Source organism: Martinezella calliandrae, from assembly GCF_030272695.1.
Taxonomy (GTDB): Bacteria; Pseudomonadota; Alphaproteobacteria; order Rhizobiales; family Rhizobiaceae; genus Rhizobium; species Rhizobium calliandrae.
Genome location: NZ_JARFYN010000014.1, coordinates 99,161 through 115,984 on the forward strand (window position 1 = coordinate 99,161; position 16,824 = coordinate 115,984).

Annotated in this window: 12 protein-coding genes; 10 read left to right on the forward strand and 2 right to left on the reverse strand. The window is 59.1% G+C overall.

Going from position 1 to position 16,824, the window contains the following annotated elements; translation table 11 throughout:
• Positions 1-8 precede the first annotated feature (8 nt).
• The 3 genes from PY650_RS13320 (at position 9) to exoR (ending at position 6,028) form a co-directional block, all read left to right on the forward strand.
• Positions 9-2,852, forward strand: a complete 2,844-nt coding sequence (locus PY650_RS13320; RefSeq protein ID WP_285879732.1) for a valine--tRNA ligase — start codon at positions 9-11, stop codon at positions 2,850-2,852.
• Between the two features lie 412 nt (positions 2,853-3,264).
• Entirely contained in the window at positions 3,265-4,518 is a 1,254-nt protein-coding gene (locus PY650_RS13325; protein ID WP_285879733.1) for an OmpP1/FadL family transporter, read from the forward strand.
• Positions 4,519-5,224: 706 nt separating this feature from the next.
• Positions 5,225-6,028, forward strand: a complete 804-nt coding sequence (gene exoR / locus PY650_RS13330) for an exopolysaccharide production regulator ExoR (protein ID WP_285879734.1) — start codon at positions 5,225-5,227, stop codon at positions 6,026-6,028.
• 9 nt (positions 6,029-6,037) lie between these two features.
• Here the strand turns inward: exoR and xth are convergent, their stop codons facing one another.
• Positions 6,038-6,829: an exodeoxyribonuclease III gene (xth, locus tag PY650_RS13335; protein WP_285879735.1), complete on the reverse strand. Its 792-nt coding sequence runs from the start codon at positions 6,827-6,829 to the stop codon at positions 6,038-6,040.
• Between the two features lie 129 nt (positions 6,830-6,958).
• Positions 6,959-7,291, reverse strand: coding sequence for an iron-sulfur cluster insertion protein ErpA (gene erpA, locus PY650_RS13340; RefSeq protein WP_285879737.1), 333 nt, complete (start codon positions 7,289-7,291; stop codon positions 6,959-6,961).
• 314 nt (positions 7,292-7,605) lie between these two features.
• Here erpA and PY650_RS13345 point away from each other — a divergent pair, with 314 nt between their 5' ends.
• The 7 genes from PY650_RS13345 to PY650_RS13375 all read left to right on the forward strand — a co-directional run bounded on the left by PY650_RS13345 (position 7,606) and on the right by PY650_RS13375 (position 16,783).
• Complete coding sequence (locus PY650_RS13345) at positions 7,606-8,823, forward strand: deoxyguanosinetriphosphate triphosphohydrolase (protein ID WP_285879738.1); 1,218 nt, start codon at positions 7,606-7,608, stop codon at positions 8,821-8,823.
• A 54-nt stretch (positions 8,824-8,877) separates the two neighbouring features.
• Entirely contained in the window at positions 8,878-10,638 is a 1,761-nt protein-coding gene (argS, locus tag PY650_RS13350; protein WP_285879740.1) for an arginine--tRNA ligase, read from the forward strand.
• 62 nt (positions 10,639-10,700) lie between these two features.
• Positions 10,701-13,592: an SPOR domain-containing protein gene (locus PY650_RS13355; RefSeq protein WP_285879741.1), complete on the forward strand. Its 2,892-nt coding sequence runs from the start codon at positions 10,701-10,703 to the stop codon at positions 13,590-13,592.
• 112 nt (positions 13,593-13,704) lie between these two features.
• The gene (gene nagZ / locus PY650_RS13360; RefSeq protein WP_285879743.1) at positions 13,705-14,718 is read left to right on the forward strand and encodes a beta-N-acetylhexosaminidase; all 1,014 of its coding nucleotides are present in this window, start codon (positions 13,705-13,707) and stop codon (positions 14,716-14,718) included.
• A 24-nt stretch (positions 14,719-14,742) separates the two neighbouring features.
• Complete coding sequence (locus tag PY650_RS13365) at positions 14,743-15,588, forward strand: segregation and condensation protein A (RefSeq protein WP_285879745.1); 846 nt, start codon at positions 14,743-14,745, stop codon at positions 15,586-15,588.
• 40 nt (positions 15,589-15,628) lie between these two features.
• On the forward strand, positions 15,629-16,327 hold the full coding sequence (gene scpB / locus PY650_RS13370; RefSeq protein WP_285879780.1) for an SMC-Scp complex subunit ScpB: 699 nt from the start codon (positions 15,629-15,631) through the stop codon (positions 16,325-16,327).
• 252 nt (positions 16,328-16,579) lie between these two features.
• Positions 16,580-16,783 (forward strand): twin-arginine translocase TatA/TatE family subunit, encoded by a 204-nt coding sequence (locus PY650_RS13375; RefSeq protein ID WP_285879746.1) that lies wholly within the window; start codon positions 16,580-16,582, stop codon positions 16,781-16,783.
• The last annotated feature ends 41 nt before the right edge of the window (positions 16,784-16,824 follow it).

Sequence of the window (16,824 nt, forward strand, 5' to 3'; positions counted from 1 at the left end):
GTCCCCAAATGCTCGACAAAACTTATGATTCTGCCACCGTCGAACCGAAGATCGCCCAGAAATGGGATGAGGCCGACGCCTTTCGCGCCGGTGCCAACGCGAAGCCAGGCGCGGAAACTTTCGCCATCGTCATCCCGCCGCCGAACGTCACCGGTTCGCTGCACATGGGCCATGCGCTGAATAACACGCTGCAGGACATCATGGTGCGGTTCGAGCGTATGCGCGGCAAGGACGTGCTCTGGCAGCCGGGCATGGATCACGCCGGCATCGCCACGCAGATGGTCGTCGAACGCCAGCTCATGGAGAAGCAGCAGCCCGGTCGCCGCGACATGGGGCGCGACGCCTTTATCGAAAAGGTCTGGGAATGGAAGGCCGAATCGGGCGGCCTGATTTTCAACCAGTTGAAGCGCCTCGGTGCTTCCTGCGATTGGTCGCGTGAGCGCTTCACCATGGACGAAGGCCTGACGAAGGCCGTTCTCGAAGTCTTCGTCACGCTTTACAAGGAAGGCCTGATCTATCGCGACAAGCGGCTGGTCAACTGGGACCCGAAAATGCTGACAGCGATTTCGGATATCGAAGTCGAGCAGCATGAGGTCAATGGCCATCTCTGGCATCTGCGCTATCCGCTCGAAGAAGGCGTCACCTATCAGCACCCGGTCGCCTTCGATGAAGAAGGCAAGCCGACGGAATGGGAAACGCGCGACTATCTCGTCGTCGCCACCACCCGCCCGGAGACCATGCTCGGCGATACCGGCATAGCCGTTCATCCGAGCGACGAGCGTTACAAGGCAATTGTCGGCAAGCATGTCATCCTGCCGATCGTCGGCCGGCGCGTCCCGATTGTTGCCGACGAATATCCGGATCCGACGGAGGGCACGGGCGCCGTCAAGATGACGCCGGCGCATGATTTCAACGACTTCGAAGTCGGCAAGCGCCGTGGCCTGCGGGTGATCAACGTCCTGACGCCCGATGCCCGCATCACCATCAAGGACAATGAGGATTTCCTCGAAGGCCTCGATCATCCGGCAGCGCTGCACGGCGCCTGGGATGAGCTGGAGGGAAAGGATCGTTTCGAAGCCCGCAAGATCATCGTCCGCATTCTCGAGGAGGGTGGCCTGCTCGATAAGGTCGAGCCGCACAAGCATACGGTTCCGCATGGCGACCGTGGCGGCGTTCCGATCGAACCGCGCTTGACCGAACAATGGTATGTCGATGCCAAGACGCTCGCCGGACCGGCGATTGCCTCCGTTCGCGAGGGCCGCACGAAGCTCGTTCCAAAGAGCTGGGACAAGACCTATTACGACTGGATGGAAAATATCCAGCCCTGGTGCATTTCCCGCCAGCTCTGGTGGGGCCACCAGATTCCGGCATGGTACGGCCCGGACGGTCAGGTGTTCGTCGAGAAGAGCGAAGAAGAAGCGCTGCAGGCCGCCATCCAGCACTATCTTGCCCATGAAGGGCCGATGAAGGCCTATGTCGAAGACTTGCTGGAAAACTTCAAGCCGGGCGAAATCCTGACGCGCGACGAAGACGTGCTCGACACCTGGTTCTCCTCGGCGCTCTGGCCGTTCTCGACGCTCGGCTGGCCGGACGAGACTCCCGAACTGGCGCGCTACTATCCGACCAACGTGCTCGTCACCGGCTTTGATATTATCTTCTTCTGGGTCGCCCGCATGATGATGATGGGTCTGCATTTCATGCAGGACGAAAACGGCGATCCCGTCGAGCCTTTCCACACGGTCTATGTTCACGCCCTGGTGCGCGACAAGAACGGGCAGAAGATGTCGAAGTCCAAGGGCAACGTCATCGATCCGCTCGAGCTGATCGACCAGTATGGCGCCGATTCCCTGCGGTTTACACTTGCGATCATGGCGGCGCAGGGCCGCGACGTGAAGCTCGATCCGGCCCGCATCGCCGGCTATCGCAATTTCGGCACCAAGCTTTGGAACGCTACGCGCTTCGCCGAGATGAACGGCGCAGCCAGCGATCCGCATTTTGTGCCGGAAGCAGCCGAACTGACCATCAATCGTTGGATCCTGACGGAACTGGCACGCACGGAGCGGGACGTCACCGAAGCGCTGGAAGCCTTCCGCTTCAACGATGCCGCCGGCTCGCTCTATCGCTTCATCTGGAACCAGTTTTGCGACTGGTATCTCGAACTCCTGAAGCCCGTATTCAACGGCGAAGACGCGAACGCCAAAGCGGAGGCACAGTCCTGTGCGGCATACGTCCTCGAAGAGACCTACAAGCTGCTGCATCCCTTCATGCCCTTCATGACGGAAGAGTTATGGGCGCATACGGCAGGCGAGGGCAGGGAGCGCGACGGTCTGATCTGCCATGCCGATTGGCCGGCACCCTCCTATGCGGACGATGTCGCTGCCGATGAGATCAATTGGCTGATCGATCTCGTATCCGGTTTGCGCTCCGTCCGTTCGGAAATGAACGTGCCGCCGGCTGCTACTGCGCCGCTGGTGCTCGTTGGTGCCAATAGCCTGACGCGCGAACGTCTGTTTCGTCATGATGCGGCCATCAAGCGGTTGGCTCGTGTCGAGGAGATTTCATTCGCTGACACCGCGCCGAAGGGCGCGGCGCAGATCATCGTCGGCGAAGCGACCGCCTGCCTGCCGCTCGGCAACCTTATCGACCTGGGTGCCGAAAAGGCACGCCTCGAAAAGGGGATCGCCAAGAACGAACAGGAGACCGCCCGTATTGTCGGCAAGCTCTCGAATGAGAAGTTCGTCGCCAATGCCAATCCGGACGTGGTAGCCGCCGAACGCGAGCGCTTGAGCGAACTCGAAGGTCAGCTCACCAGTCTTAAGGTGGCGCTTGACAGGGTCAGCGAAGCCGGCTGAGATTGCAGACAACGTGAGTTTAAGGGACACGCGACGAAGGTTGCGTGCCCCTTTTTCTTTGGACGCCGCTGATTCGATAGTGAGCAACAAAAAACACCAGTGATTTTCGGCCTTCGCCAGCTTCGCGCAGGCGAGAGGTGTTACCCCTAAATTGGTAGTATTTCTTGAAAACCAGGACTGTTGTCAGATTGTAACAGAATTGTTGCTATGAGGAATGAAAATCTACTCTGTGCCTCTGGTGAACATTAGAGAAGAAATAAATGCCTAAACGTGGCTGCGATTTGCCGTGCGGATCATTTTCTTACGTAAGTCGGTCAGTACGCCACAGCCTTGTGGATCGCCGGCGTCGCATTGCCAATTCGGGTGATCGTCGCAACAATTGGATCAATGAATACGCAGGTGGGGGAACACAATGGCATTTCGCATTGCGCTGAGGGGCGCATTTTCATTCATTATGAGCGCATCATTCGCCAGCGCCGCTTTTGCGGGCGGGCTTGATCGCGCCGGCTACGATATTGATCTGCTTTTCGATAAGGGGCGTTATGTTTTCGATTCCGGCGTCACCTACGTGATGCCCGATCGCAAACTGAAGAATGCCAAGGATATCGATCCGACCGACGGCAATCTCAATGGCCGCCCGCACTCGGCCGATGCGACCGAAAACTATGCCGTCCCCTATATCGGCTTCAAGATCGGCGTTACTGATGCCATCGACTGCATGGCCGACTACTCCGAGCCATTCGGCGGTCACACCGATCCGGGCCTGAACTGGGCTGGCGCTAACAGTGAAGTCGAGACGAAGGTTCGCACGCATAATTATGCGGCGACCTGCTCTTACAAATTCGATGCCGGTCCGGGTCAGTTGCGCCTGATCGGCGGTGGTTTCTACCAAGAAGTCAGCGGCTTCAAGTCCCGGCTGGTCTCCGTCGTTCCCCCTCCGTTTTCCGCCGTCTATGACGGTGTCGGCTCGCTGGATGTCGACGGTCATGGCTGGGGCTGGCGTGCGGGTCTTGCTTATGAGATCCCCGAATATGCCCTCCGCACCAGTCTCGTTTATAATAGCCGGGTCAAATACGACAACCTTAAGGGCACTGTCGATTTGACGGAATTGCCGCCCGTCCGCGCGTTCTTCGGCCGTGCCACCTCCGTCTTCGGTTCGGCCGATGCACCGGACTCGCTGGAATGGAAGGTGCAGACCGGCATTGCACCGGACTGGCTGGCCTTCGGTTCGGTCAAATGGACCAATTGGAGCGTGCTGCAGAGCATCGCGCTTTGTCCGACCTCCACACGTGGCATTTCCTGCCATTCGGGCGGCGCGACCGAACTCACCTCGCTCGATCTGCTTTATCAGGATGGTTGGACGATCACCGGCGGCGTCGGCCACAAGTTCAGCGACAAATGGAGCGGCGCGCTCAGCTTGAGCTGGGACCGCGGCACCAGCCAGGGCTACGGTTTGAGCACGGATACCTGGACGCTCGGCGCTGGCCTTTCTTACAAGGCGACGGAACATGTGGAGTTCACTTTCGCCGGCGCGCTGGGTCTGTTGACCAGCGGCAAATCCGGCGAGATCACCTCCAACGGCATTATCTACGGCAATGACGCCACCTATAGCTTCGGCAACGATCTGGTCGCTGCATTGTCGACGTCGATGAAAGTCAGATTTTGAGCGCAACCCATTGAACTCAAGTAGGATCTGAGGTCCCGTTCCCGTCGCTTCAGGTGATTCCCGCGCCGCGAGCCCTCATTCGGTCTTGCGGCGTTTTGATGCCAAATTAGCGCCAAGCCATTTTTAGATACGACCCGCAAAATCATCTCGCATAACGGATTCGTGGTTAACGAAACCTCAAGATCGGCAATCTCTTTGTGACGAATCAGCAACACTTTATTTCAACAGATTACAGGCGTGTGTTCGGCGCCCAATTTGTCCATTTCCCGCCACAAATGGGGAGCAGCGATTATACGGGCAACGGGGTAGGCCTTGGTAGAAAGTGCGTTAGCGGTTGATGGGTCAGTTTCCACTTCGGCAGAAAAAGCAATCCGGGATCGGAACGGCGACGTTCTCGATGCAGCCGGAAAGGCATTATTTCCCGTGGGAATCCGAAAACCGTCTTTCTCGAATCTCTCTCTTTGGGCAGCGAAGCGGCGGGTTGTTTCGAGGGTGACATGCGATCGCAACAGCGTGGATGCTGGTTTGGACATAATTTCAGACTACCCTCGGAATTGTGGCGAACGGCATTGTGCTGGTGCCCCGCGAACCTCCCTAAGGGGAGATCTCGCGGGTTCTCGCGCCGGTAGAGAATACATTCGCAGGTCTCATGGTGGAGATGGGATCGCTGTAGCGAATGCGGATGGAGCGAAAGAAATCGACTGTTATGTTTAAGTCCGAGTTCATATCAGCGAGAATGATGATGCTCAGCCTGTCGCTTGCCACCTCAGTGGCACTCGCAGGCCAGGCCTTGGCATTTGATATCAATGCGGGTGTCACCAAGGAGTCAGGGCCTTTTGATCTCTTCAAATTCGGCTTCCGGGCCTATAAGAACGGCCAGAAGGAAGAGGCTGTTGAAGCTTATCGTTACGCAGCCGAGAAGGGGCATACGGGGTCGCGTTGGGCGCTGGCCAATATGTATGCGGACGGTGATGGCGTAACGCAGGACGATTTCGAGGCTTTCAAGATTTACAGCGAGATCGCCCAGCAGGGTGTGGAACCCGGTTCCGAGGATACCGGCTTCTTCATCAACGCGCTGCTCGCACTCGCCAATTATTACAAGACCGGCATCGCAAATAGCCCGGTCAAGATCGATCTCAATCAGGCACGTCAGCTCTACTTCCAGGTCGCATCGACCTTCGGCGTTCCCGAGGCACAGTTTCAGCTCGCGCAAATGATGCTGGCGGGTGAGGGCGGCGCGGCCAATGTGCAGCAGGCCAAGAAGTGGCTGAACCAGGCCCGTAAGAGCGGCCATCCCGGCGCCATGGCTGTTTTCGGCAATATTCTCTTTCAGGAGGGCCAGTCCGTACGTGGTCTCGCCTTCATGACGGCTGCGCTCGACAAGTGCAAGCCAAAGGACTGTCCGTGGATGGAGGATCTTCAGGAACAGGCCTTCTCAATCGCCAACGAAGACGACCGTCGCGTCGCCGTCTCCATGGCGCATCAACTGGATGTCGCCGGCCCCGAATAATCCCCGATCTCAGGCCTGAAAATCGAAATGTGCGATCACTGGAACGTGGTCGGATGGTTTTTCCCAGGCGCGCACATGTTTTTCGATCGCCGCCGCGGTCAGGCGATCAGCCGCTTCCGGCGATAGCATCAGATGATCGATGCGGATTCCGTTGTTTTTTTGCCAGGCGCCGGCCTGGTAATCCCAGAAGGAATAAAGCTTGGTCGCGTCCGTCGTGGCACGCACTGCGTCGGTAAAGCCGAGATGCTCGAGTGCGCGAAAAGCCCGGCGGGTTTGCGGCAAGAACAGCGCATCATTCTCCCAGACCTTCGGATCAAAACAATCATGGGGCTCCGGGATGACATTATAGTCGCCGGCGAGGATGGTCGGCTCTTCCAGAGCCAGCCGGCCGGCCGCGAATTTCCGTAGGCGTTCCATCCAGGCGAGCTTGTAAGGATATTTTTCCGTGTCGACGGGATTGCCGTTCGGCAGGTAGAGGCAGCAAACACGAAGCGCTCCGTGCTCCGGCACGGAAAAGACCGCTTCGATGAACCGCGCCTGTTCATCAGCATCGTCGCCTGGTAAGCCGCGGGTCACTTCGTCGGGCTTCATCTTGGATAGGATCGCCACGCCGTTGAAACCCTTTTGCCCATTCGTTTCGACGTGATAGCCGAGCGCTTCGATCTCGAAGCGCGGAAAGCCCTCATCGATCGTTTTGATCTCCTGCAGGCAAACGATATCGGGATCGGAGTCCTTCAGCCACTGGCACAAATTCTCGATACGCGCTTTGACGCCGTTGATGTTCCAGGTGGCGATTTTCATGAAAGGGCGGCTCCTCTGCTTTCGCTTTCTTTTTATCCGCAGCAAACGGCCTTGGCCACCCGTCAAAATGCAAACCGGCCGCAACCAACAGCTTGCGACCGGTAATCAATCTGTGGAAAAGCACGTACGCTAGATCGAAAAGCTCGTGCCGCAGCCGCAGCTTGCGACCGCATTCGGATTCTTGATCTGAAAGGACTGGCCGAGCAGATTGTCGACGAAATCGATCTCGGAGCCGGCCATATAGACCAGCGACAATTGATCGATTAATACTGTAGCGTTGCCCTTTTCAACAACGATATCATCGTCTTGCGGGCCGTCGGCGAGATCGAATTTGTAGGAAAAGCCGGAACAGCCGCCACCTTCGACGGCGACGCGAAGCGCTCGCTTGCCGGTCTCGGCGCTAACGATCGCGGCGATTCGCTTTGCTGCTGCGTCCGATAGGGTTACACTTGTGTCAGTCATGCCTTCCTCCTGCCGGGGTCAAGATCCGGAGAGAACCAATGGGCCGTCCGACTTTCAAACGGCTGATATTCATAGCCTTTATCATGAAAGTGCGTCCGATGACAGCAATGGTTATATGGCCGAACCACGCACCATTTTACTGTTCTTCATTGGTATAGGTATGAAGGCCGTGAAGCGGCGTCAATGGGCCAGAGCATTCCGCATTTGAATGGCATCATCAAAATGCGGAGAAGATGCTCTGGATTAGAAGAATTAGGGCGAGCTTTGCGCGCTCAGTCGAACGTGTGGCGCTCTAACGCCGGAATGGATAAAGAATGACGATCGATAGGCATGCATTGGGTTTCGGTTATGGTGAGCGGGCTGTTTATGCGACCAATCCCTGGGAATCGCGTGGGCGGCTTTACGAGGAGGGATCGAGCCCAACGCGCTCGGATTTCCAGCGCGACCGCGACCGCATCGTGCACACGACCGCTTTCCGGCGGCTGAAGCATAAGACACAAGTCTTCATCGCGCAGGATGGCGATCACTACCGTACGCGCCTGACGCATACGATCGAGGTGGCGCAGATCGCCCGGGCTTTGGCGCGTGCGCTGAAGCTCGACGAAGATCTCGCCGAAGGCGTGGCGCTCGTCCATGATTTCGGCCACACCCCCTTCGGCCACACCGGCGAAGACGCGCTGCACGAGATGCTGTTGCCCTATGGCGGCTTCGACCATAACGCGCAGTCGCTGCGCATCGTGACGAAGCTCGAGCGGCGTTATGCCGAATTCGATGGCTTAAATCTCACCTGGGAGACGCTGGAAGGACTGGTCAAGCACAACGGTCCGCTTCTAACGCCCGATGGCAAAAGCACGCGCGGTCCGGTACCGCAGCCAATCCTCGATTATTGTGAAATCCACGATCTGGAGATCGCGACCTTTGCCAGCCTGGAGGCACAGGTGGCGGCAATCGCGGACGATATCGCTTACAACACCCATGACATTGATGACGGACTGCGCTCCGGCTATCTGAATTTCGACATGCTGGAAGAAATTCCATTTCTCTCGGGGTTGATGGCCGAGGTGAGGGGACGCTATCCGCATCTGGAAGCGAGTCGTTTCACGCATGAGATCATGCGCCGGCAGATCACCCGCATGGTGGAGGATGTGATCTCCGTTGCGCAGCAAGCGCTGAACGAGGTCAGGCCCGACAATGTCGCCGACATTCGCGCGGCCGGCCGCATCATGGCTACCTTCTCGCCTGAGATGGCCGAGACCGACAAGCAGATCAAGCAAATGCTCTTCAAGCGAATTTATCGCCATCCGGATATCATGCGCATCCGCGCCGGGGCCGCACAGATCGTCACTGATCTGTTCCAGGCCTACATGGACAATCCCAAGGAGATGCAGAGCCATTATTGGGTCGATCATATCGCCGGCCTCGCCGTTGCCGCCAAAGCTCGCCATGTCGGCGACTATTTAGCGGGTATGACCGATACCTATGCGATCAGCGCCCACAGGCGTTTGTTTGACCAGACTCCCGATTTGCGGTAGGCAGCGGCGGCGTCGGGCCGACAGGGCCCGGCCGAGCTATGCGTGGATAATATGATGAATCTTTTCACCGATTTCGAAGTCAGAATTAAGAACGCCCTTGAGCAAATTGATATTGTGAAGGAAAAGCGATCTGAACTCGACTTCGGCCGTATAGGCGTGGAGCCGCCGAGAGACGCCAGCCATGGCGATGTCGCCACCAATGCCGCCATGGTGCTGTCCAAGCCGCTCGGCACGAACCCGCGTGCGCTCGCTGAGATCATCATCGCCAAATTGCGCGAAGATGCTGATGTTGCCGAGGTTTCGGTGGCCGGCCCCGGTTTCATCAATATTCGTCTTTCAGTCGGCTATTGGCAGCGCCTACTGGCGATGATGATCTCGGAAGGCGAAAAATTCGGCCGCTCGACGCTCGGCGCGGGCCAGAAGGTCAACGTTGAATATGTTTCCGCCAATCCGACGGGGCCGATGCATGTCGGCCATTGCCGCGGCGCCGTCGTCGGCGATGCGCTGGCGAACCTGCTCGGCTTCGCCGGCTACGACGTTACCAAGGAGTATTATATCAACGACGCCGGCTCGCAGATCGATGTGCTGGCGCGGTCGGTTTTCCTCCGTTACCGCGAGGCACTCGGCGAGCAGGTCGGCGACATTCCCGCCGGTCTCTATCCCGGCGATTATCTCGTTCCGGTCGGCGAGGCGTTGGCGAGAGAATTCGGCACCAAGCTGCGCGGCATGCCGGAAGATCAGTGGCTGCCGATCATCAAGGAACGTGCCATCGACGCGATGATGGCAATGATTCGTGCGGATCTGGATGCGTTGAACGTCCATCATGACATCTTCTTCTCGGAACGGACGCTGCATGCCAACGGCGCGGCCCTGATCCGCACCGCCATCAACGACCTGACCTTCAAGGGATATGTCTACAAGGGCGCTCTGCCGCCGCCGAAGGGCCAGTTGCCGGAAGATTGGGAAGATCGCGAGCAGACCTTGTTCCGTTCGACCGAAGTGGGCGACGATATCGACCGTCCGCTGATTAAGTCCGACGGATCCTATACTTATTTCGCGGCCGACGTTGCCTACTTCAAGAATAAGTTCGACCGCGGCTTCAACGAGATGATCTATATTCTCGGCGCCGACCATGGTGGCTACGTCAAGCGGCTGGAAGCTGTGGCGCGCAGCATATCGGATGGCCAGGCGAAGCTGACGGTGCTGCTGTGCCAGTTGGTCAAGCTGTTTCGCAATGGTGAGCCGGTGAAGATGTCGAAGCGCTCGGGCGACTTCGTCACGCTGCGTGACGTGGTCGACGAAGTGGGCCGCGATTCCGTGCGATTCATGATGCTTTACCGGAAGAGTTCCGAACCGCTGGACTTCGATTTCGCCAAGGTGACTGAACAGTCCAAGGACAACCCGGTCTTCTACGTGCAATATGCGCATGCGCGCTGCATGTCGGTTTTTCGCCAGGCCAAGGAAGCCTTCCCGGATCTCGATATTGCCTCGCTGGATCTGGCGAATGCGGTCGTCGGTGCGATCTCTGATCCGGCCGAATTACAGCTCATCGCAAAGATTGCGGAATTCCCGCGAATCGTCGAGGCTGCAGCCCAGTCGCAGGAGCCTCACCGCATAGCATTTTATCTCTACGATTTGGCAAGTTCCTTCCATGGACATTGGAATAAAGGTAAAGATTTACCTGAATTACGATTTGTTAACGATAAGAACCGAGAATTAAGCATTGCCAGACTTGGGCTGGTGTACGCTGTCGCGTCGGTTTTGAAGTCGGGCCTTGGTATAACCGGGACCGCTGCACCAGACGAAATGCGATAAACGTCACCATTTGCCCACATTGCACTGGCAATTAACTGTAGCGTTTGCGAGTGGATTGGGTGATGGCAGAAAAACAATTGGCGTATCGCGCAAGCGGAAACGACGAGTTCTTTGCGGATGATGATCCGCTTGCCGAACTCGCCCGCATCGTCGGTTTCGAGCCGCGGCCCGCCGCCCAGGCGGCGCCCGCTCCACGGCAAGAGCCGGCCTTCGATCTTGAAGACGAGCTCTTACGGGAATTCGAGCGCTATGATGCGCCACGTTTGAGTCCTGCTGATGACATTCCGGTCTCGCCGGAAGATCAGCCTTTTGCCGGCGAAGCCCAGCTCTCGCCTCCGGTCGAACAGACGCGCGCCGAACCTCGGTTTGAAGGGTTGCCGCAACCGGTGCCCTCAGTGAGGCAGGCTGCCGGTGCGCGCGATCTGATCGACGAACTCGAAATGTCGATCGCGCCCAGCTTGCAGCCGGTGCGGGCTCCGCAGCCTGTCCCTGCGCCGCAGGCGGATGCTCCTGCTCCGAAGCCCATCGTGACGCCGATGCCGCAGTCTGCTGCCGCCACCGTCAGGTTGCCGCTTGCCAATTTCACTGTGAATACGCCGCCGCCAGTGCGCGAACAGGCAACGCCTGCGGCTCAGGCTCCGGTCGCCCCGCACGTTGTTCAGGCCGAGCCGCCCATCGAAACGGCGCCCGATTTCAATTTGCCGATGATGCCGGACGCGCCGCGGCCACAACCATCTCAGCCCCAGCCTATTATTGCTCCGCCAGCAGCGCCGATCGCCAGAGCGCCGGAGCCGATAGAGCCGGCCCGTCTGGATACTGCGGCCCTTTCCGCCGAGATCGATGATCTACTGGCCGATGTCGACCGCTATCCCGTTCCTGTCAGAGGCGTCGTGCCAGACGCCAAGGTAGAGCCGGACTTCGATATTTTCGGGTCTCAGCCGTTGACGCCGCCGTCTGCGCCGAATGTCAGCGCTCCTGCTGCTGTTACAGCTACTCCTGTTACGGCGAAGGCTCCGTACCGCGAGGAGCCGAAGCCGATTGTTCTGGAAGCCGAGGATCCCTTCGCCGGCCAGGACTTCGAGTTCGATCTTGCAGATATCGAAATGGAACTTGCCGAGCTCGATTTCGCCGAAACGAGCAAGCCTGCTCCGATCACGCCGCAAGCGCCCGCTCCGATGGCCGCGCCGCAAACATCTCCGATCGTTTCTCGGGCGACGCCGGTAGCGCAGCCTCCGGCTGCTCCGATCGCCGCAGCCCCGATGGCCGCTGCTCTTGAAGTCAGACAGGCTCCGCGTCCAGAGCTGGCTCCTCATCGTCCGGTTCAGCCGCCCGTAACTGCCGCGGCACCGGCAGCGCGCAAGGCTGCGCCGGTTTTTGATGCCGATCAGGCATTGCCTTTCGATCCTGCCGAAATCTCCGACACGGAAGATCGCGTCGAGAATTTCGAAGGCTCGCATGTTCCAAGTCTGCCGCCCATCGAGCCGGAACAGCCGATCGTGGTTCCGCCGGAATATGATTTTGACATCGACTCGGAAATGGCGAGCCTGTTCGGCACGCCAAAGGAAACGGCTCCCGAGCCGATCAAGGCGGCCGCCGCAGCCGCCCTCGGCGGCGCCGCCATGGCCGCATCCTGGTCCAAGAATGCTGCGGCAAAGCCGGCCGCGGTGGCAGCCAAACAGCCTGCCGACGAATTCGACGAGTTCGAGCGGGCGTTGGAAGAGGACTTCCGCCGCAGCTACCGTGAGGCATCCAATCCGGTCGAGAATGTCGCCCGCATGACGCTGAACCCGACCGTAACCGGTCGCCGGCCCGCGCGTTCGTTCCGTGGCATGGCGACCGCCGCTGCCGTCATCGCTGTTCTGGGTCTCGGAGCCTATGGCATCTACGGTTGGGTTCGTCATGGTTCGCCGATTTCGAGCTTCTCCGGCGAGCCGCGCGTCATCACGGCCGATGCTGATCCGGTCAAGGTGGCTCCGGAAAATCCGGGCGGTACGGTTGTTCCGAATCAGGACAAGGCCGTCTACGACCGAGTAGCTGGCGACAGCACCGCTGCACCGAAGCAGAAGCAACTGGTTTCCTCCAACGAGCAGCCGGTGGATGTCGTACAGAAAACCTTAATCCCGGAAGCCGTATCCCCCGACGACGGCAGCGATGATCAAGTCACGCCAACCCCGGTTGGTGAAACTGAGGATCCACGGCTGCTGCCGAACCAGAACGGCAACAATGCGAATTCGGCTGCCAACGATGATGCCCAGATTCCATCGGTGTCGCCGCGCAAGGTGCGCACGATGATCGTCAAGCCGGACGGCTCACTGGTCGCTCGCGAAGAGCCGGCTGTCGACAACACTACGACTGCAGCATCCCCGGCATCGACGCCGAAGGCCCCTGCAGCGAAACCACCGGCTGATAGCCAAGTTGCCTCTGCCGACCTTCGCCCATCGACGGCAAATGCCCAAGCCTCGCAACCGGCTGCTGCTCAACCCGCCGATAGTGACGCTGCCAGCGCCGAAAGCACGCCGATCCGCGTCGTGAAAGCGACCCCTGTTCCGACGTCGCGCCCTGTGCAGCAGCCAGCAAGGCCCGCTGTCGCCCCTGCGTCGAATGATGCCGCTGCTGCCCGTGCGGTTCAGGCCCAGCCGAAGGCGCAGCAGGTTGCGTCGGCAAGCCCCGCCGCGGCCCAGGCTGCTCCAGCGGCATCGGCAAGCGCGGGCGGGTTTTACGGCGTGCAGATCGCGTCGCTGCCTTCCGAGGCCGAGGCGCAGAAGTCGCAGGCTAATTTGAAGGCGAAGTTCGCGAGCGTCATTGGTGGTCACCCGCTCGAAATTCGCAAGGCCGACATCGCCGGCAAGGGCACCTACTATCGCGTCCGCGTTGTCGCCGGCTCCAAGGACGAAGCCGCCGACATCTGCCAGCGTTACCGCGCAGCAGGCGGCACCTGCCTGATCTCCAAATAAGAGATCAAAGCCCTACGATGTTAAAAACGGCGGGCTGAGGCTCGCCGTTTTCTTTTGTGTATCCGGGTTCGAGGTTATTCGCATTTCGCGATGCGGCCTTTATGATTCGAACATGACCGAATCAAAATCCATGATCCTCGGCTGTAGCGGCCATTCCATCACGCGCCAAGAGCGTTCCTTCTATCAGTCGGAACAGCCATGGGGCTTTATCCTCTTTGGGCGCAATATTTCCGAGCCTGCGCAGATAGCCGATCTCGTCGCTTCGCTGCGCGACAGCGTTGGTCGCGATGCGCCGGTATTGATCGACCAGGAAGGGGGCAGGGTGCAGCGCATCCGTCCACCGATCCTGCCGCATTATCCGTCCGGCCAGTCACTGGGCGATCTTTATCGCAAAAACCGTGAACAGGGCACGCGCGCCGCCTGGCTGATGTCGCGGCTGCACGCTTTCGATCTCCTGAAATTCGGCATCAACGTCGATTGCCTGCCGGTGCTCGACGTGCCAATCGAAGGTTCTAGCAACGTCATCGGCAACCGCGCCTATGGTGGCGATCCAACAGCGGTAACGGAGATGGGACGCGCGGCTGCCGAGGGCCTCAAAGCGGGCGGCGTCCTGCCGGTGATGAAGCATATGCCCGGCCACGGCCGCGGTTTTGCCGATTCGCATCACGAATTGCCGGTTGTCACGGTTCCGCGCGCGGAGCTGGAAGCGCATGACTTTCCGCCCTTTGTGGCGCTGAAGGATGAGCTTATGGCAATGACCTGCCACGTCGTATTTACCGACATCGACCCCGCCAATCCGGCGACGACGTCGCGCAAGGTCATCGACGAGATCATTCGTGGCCATATCGGCTTCCAGGGTCTGCTGCTCTCTGACGATACCTCGATGAACGCGCTCGCCGGCACGATCGGCGAGCGGGCGGCGAATATTGTTGCGGGCGGTTGCGATATCGTGCTGCACTGCAACGGCGTCATGGATGAGATGCAGCAGGTGGCGCGCAACGTTCCGGCGTTGACCGGTGCCGCGCTAGCGCGTGCGAAAACGGTCGAGGCGGCTTTCGGCCACAACGATGACGCCGATGAGGCTTCGATCCGCGCTGAATTCGATGCGATGCTTGCGGTGGCGTAGGACCGAGCTTCAGGGATCTGAGGGGTGAACATGGTGGACGGCACGGAGAAGAATCTGCAGGCGGAGACGCCGATGGACAAGCTCTGGCAGGACAATGGCGCCGAGCGCGGCAAAGATGAACCGGCGCTTGTCGTCGACATCGCCGGCTTCGAAGGCCCGCTTGACCTTTTGCTGCATCTCGCCCGCAACCAGAAGGTCGATCTGTCGCGCATCTCTGTGCTGTCGCTCGCCGAGCAATATTTGCAGTTCATTGAGCGCGCCCGACGCATCCGCATCGAGCTTGCCGCCGATTATCTCGTCATGGCCGCCTGGCTCGCCTATCTTAAATCGAAACTGCTCATTCCGCAGCAGAGCAAGGAAGATGGCCCGACCGGCGAGGAAATGGCCGCGACGCTCGCCTTCCGCCTGAAGCGCCTCGAAGCCATGCGTGACGCGGCGACAGATCTCGTCAACCGCAATCGCCTCGGCCGCGACGTATTTGCCCGCGGAGCACCGGAACATATTCCCGACCGGCGCCAGTCGGCCTATGACGCCAGCCTCTACGATCTTCTGACTGCTTATGCGAGCTTGCGTCAGCGTCAGGCGATCACGCAGGTGACAATCGAGCGCCGTCGGGTCTGGTCGCTGGTCGATGCGCGTACGATTCTCAGTAGGATGATCGGCGAGATCACCGATTGGACAGCCTTGGAACACTATCTGATGGACTATATGACCAATGCGGGTGAGCGTGTGACCGCCATCGCCAGCGCCTTCGCCGCCTCGTTGGAGCTGGTGCGCGAAGGCAAGCTGGAGATTCGCCAAGAGGGCGCTTTTCAGCCGCTCTATATGCGCCGCGGGCCGAACCATATAGAACTTGAGGCAGCGGAATAGAGCAGGAGCGAGCGTGACGGGCCCGGACAACGATCAGCGCATGGACGACGACGCGGCTGCCTCGACAGAGTCTGACGTTGGTGGGCGCCTTGTCCGCGAAGCCGAGCGCATTGCGGAAGCTCTGGTCTTTGCCTCCGCTCTGCCGGTTTCCGAAGGTTTTATTGCCGATCGCATCCCACGCGGCATCGATGTCAGCTCTATTATGCAGCGCCTGAAGGCCGACTATGCGGCGCGCGGTGTCAATCTGATACAGGTCGACGGCGCCTGGGCCTTTCGCACGGCCGCTGATCTTTCCTTTGTGATCCGCCGCGATGACAACGAGGTTCGGAAACTGTCGCGCGCCGCGCTCGAAGTCCTGGCCATCATTGCCTATCACCAGCCGGTGACGCGCGCCGAGATCGAGGACATCAGAGGCGTGCAGACGTCGAAGGGGACGCTCGACGTATTGATGGAATCCGGCTGGGTTCGTTTTCGCGGCCGTCGACGCACGCCCGGCCGGCCGGTGACGCTGGGTACCACGCGGGATTTCCTCGATCATTTCGGGCTGGAAGAGTTGCGCGATCTCCCCGGTCTCGAAGAATTGAAGGGAGCGGGGCTGCTCTCGGGCCGTATCCCTTCTAATTTCAACATTCCGTCGCCTTTGATGAGCGACGAATTGACCGAGGATGAAGATCCGATCACGCAATTGGATTTGGAGGAACTCGGCCTTCTGGCGCCGGGCGGCGCTTCGGACGACTGAGCCAAAATCGGCGCCATCACCGCATCTTAGGCCGATCGGCTGCGATGAAGCTTTTTTCCAAGGATTGGCGCCAAGTCTCGGTTTTGCCATTAGCGGATGCGAATATGAAAATCATTCTCCTTAGTTGGAGATGTTCGGCCGTTGCTTTAGCGTTCGCTATCCCCATCTGCGTCGCTGGAGTACATTTTGGTGTTTGAAAAACATCTGTAAACGTCTTACATCGGGAAGACGTTGAAATTGGGAGTTATCGCAATGGGTTCTCTAAGCATATGGCATTGGCTGATCGTTCTGGCCATCGCCCTGTTGTTGTTCGGTCGTGGAAAGATCCCGGAGCTGATGGGTGATGTTGCCAAGGGCATCAAGAGCTTCAAAAAAGGCATGAATGACGACGAAGATACGCCGTCTCAGACGACAGCGTCCCGTACGGTCGAACACAAGGCCGACGAAACGAAATAATCATGTCGGGTGCGTCAGGAGCTGAGAGGCTTGCTGTCGGC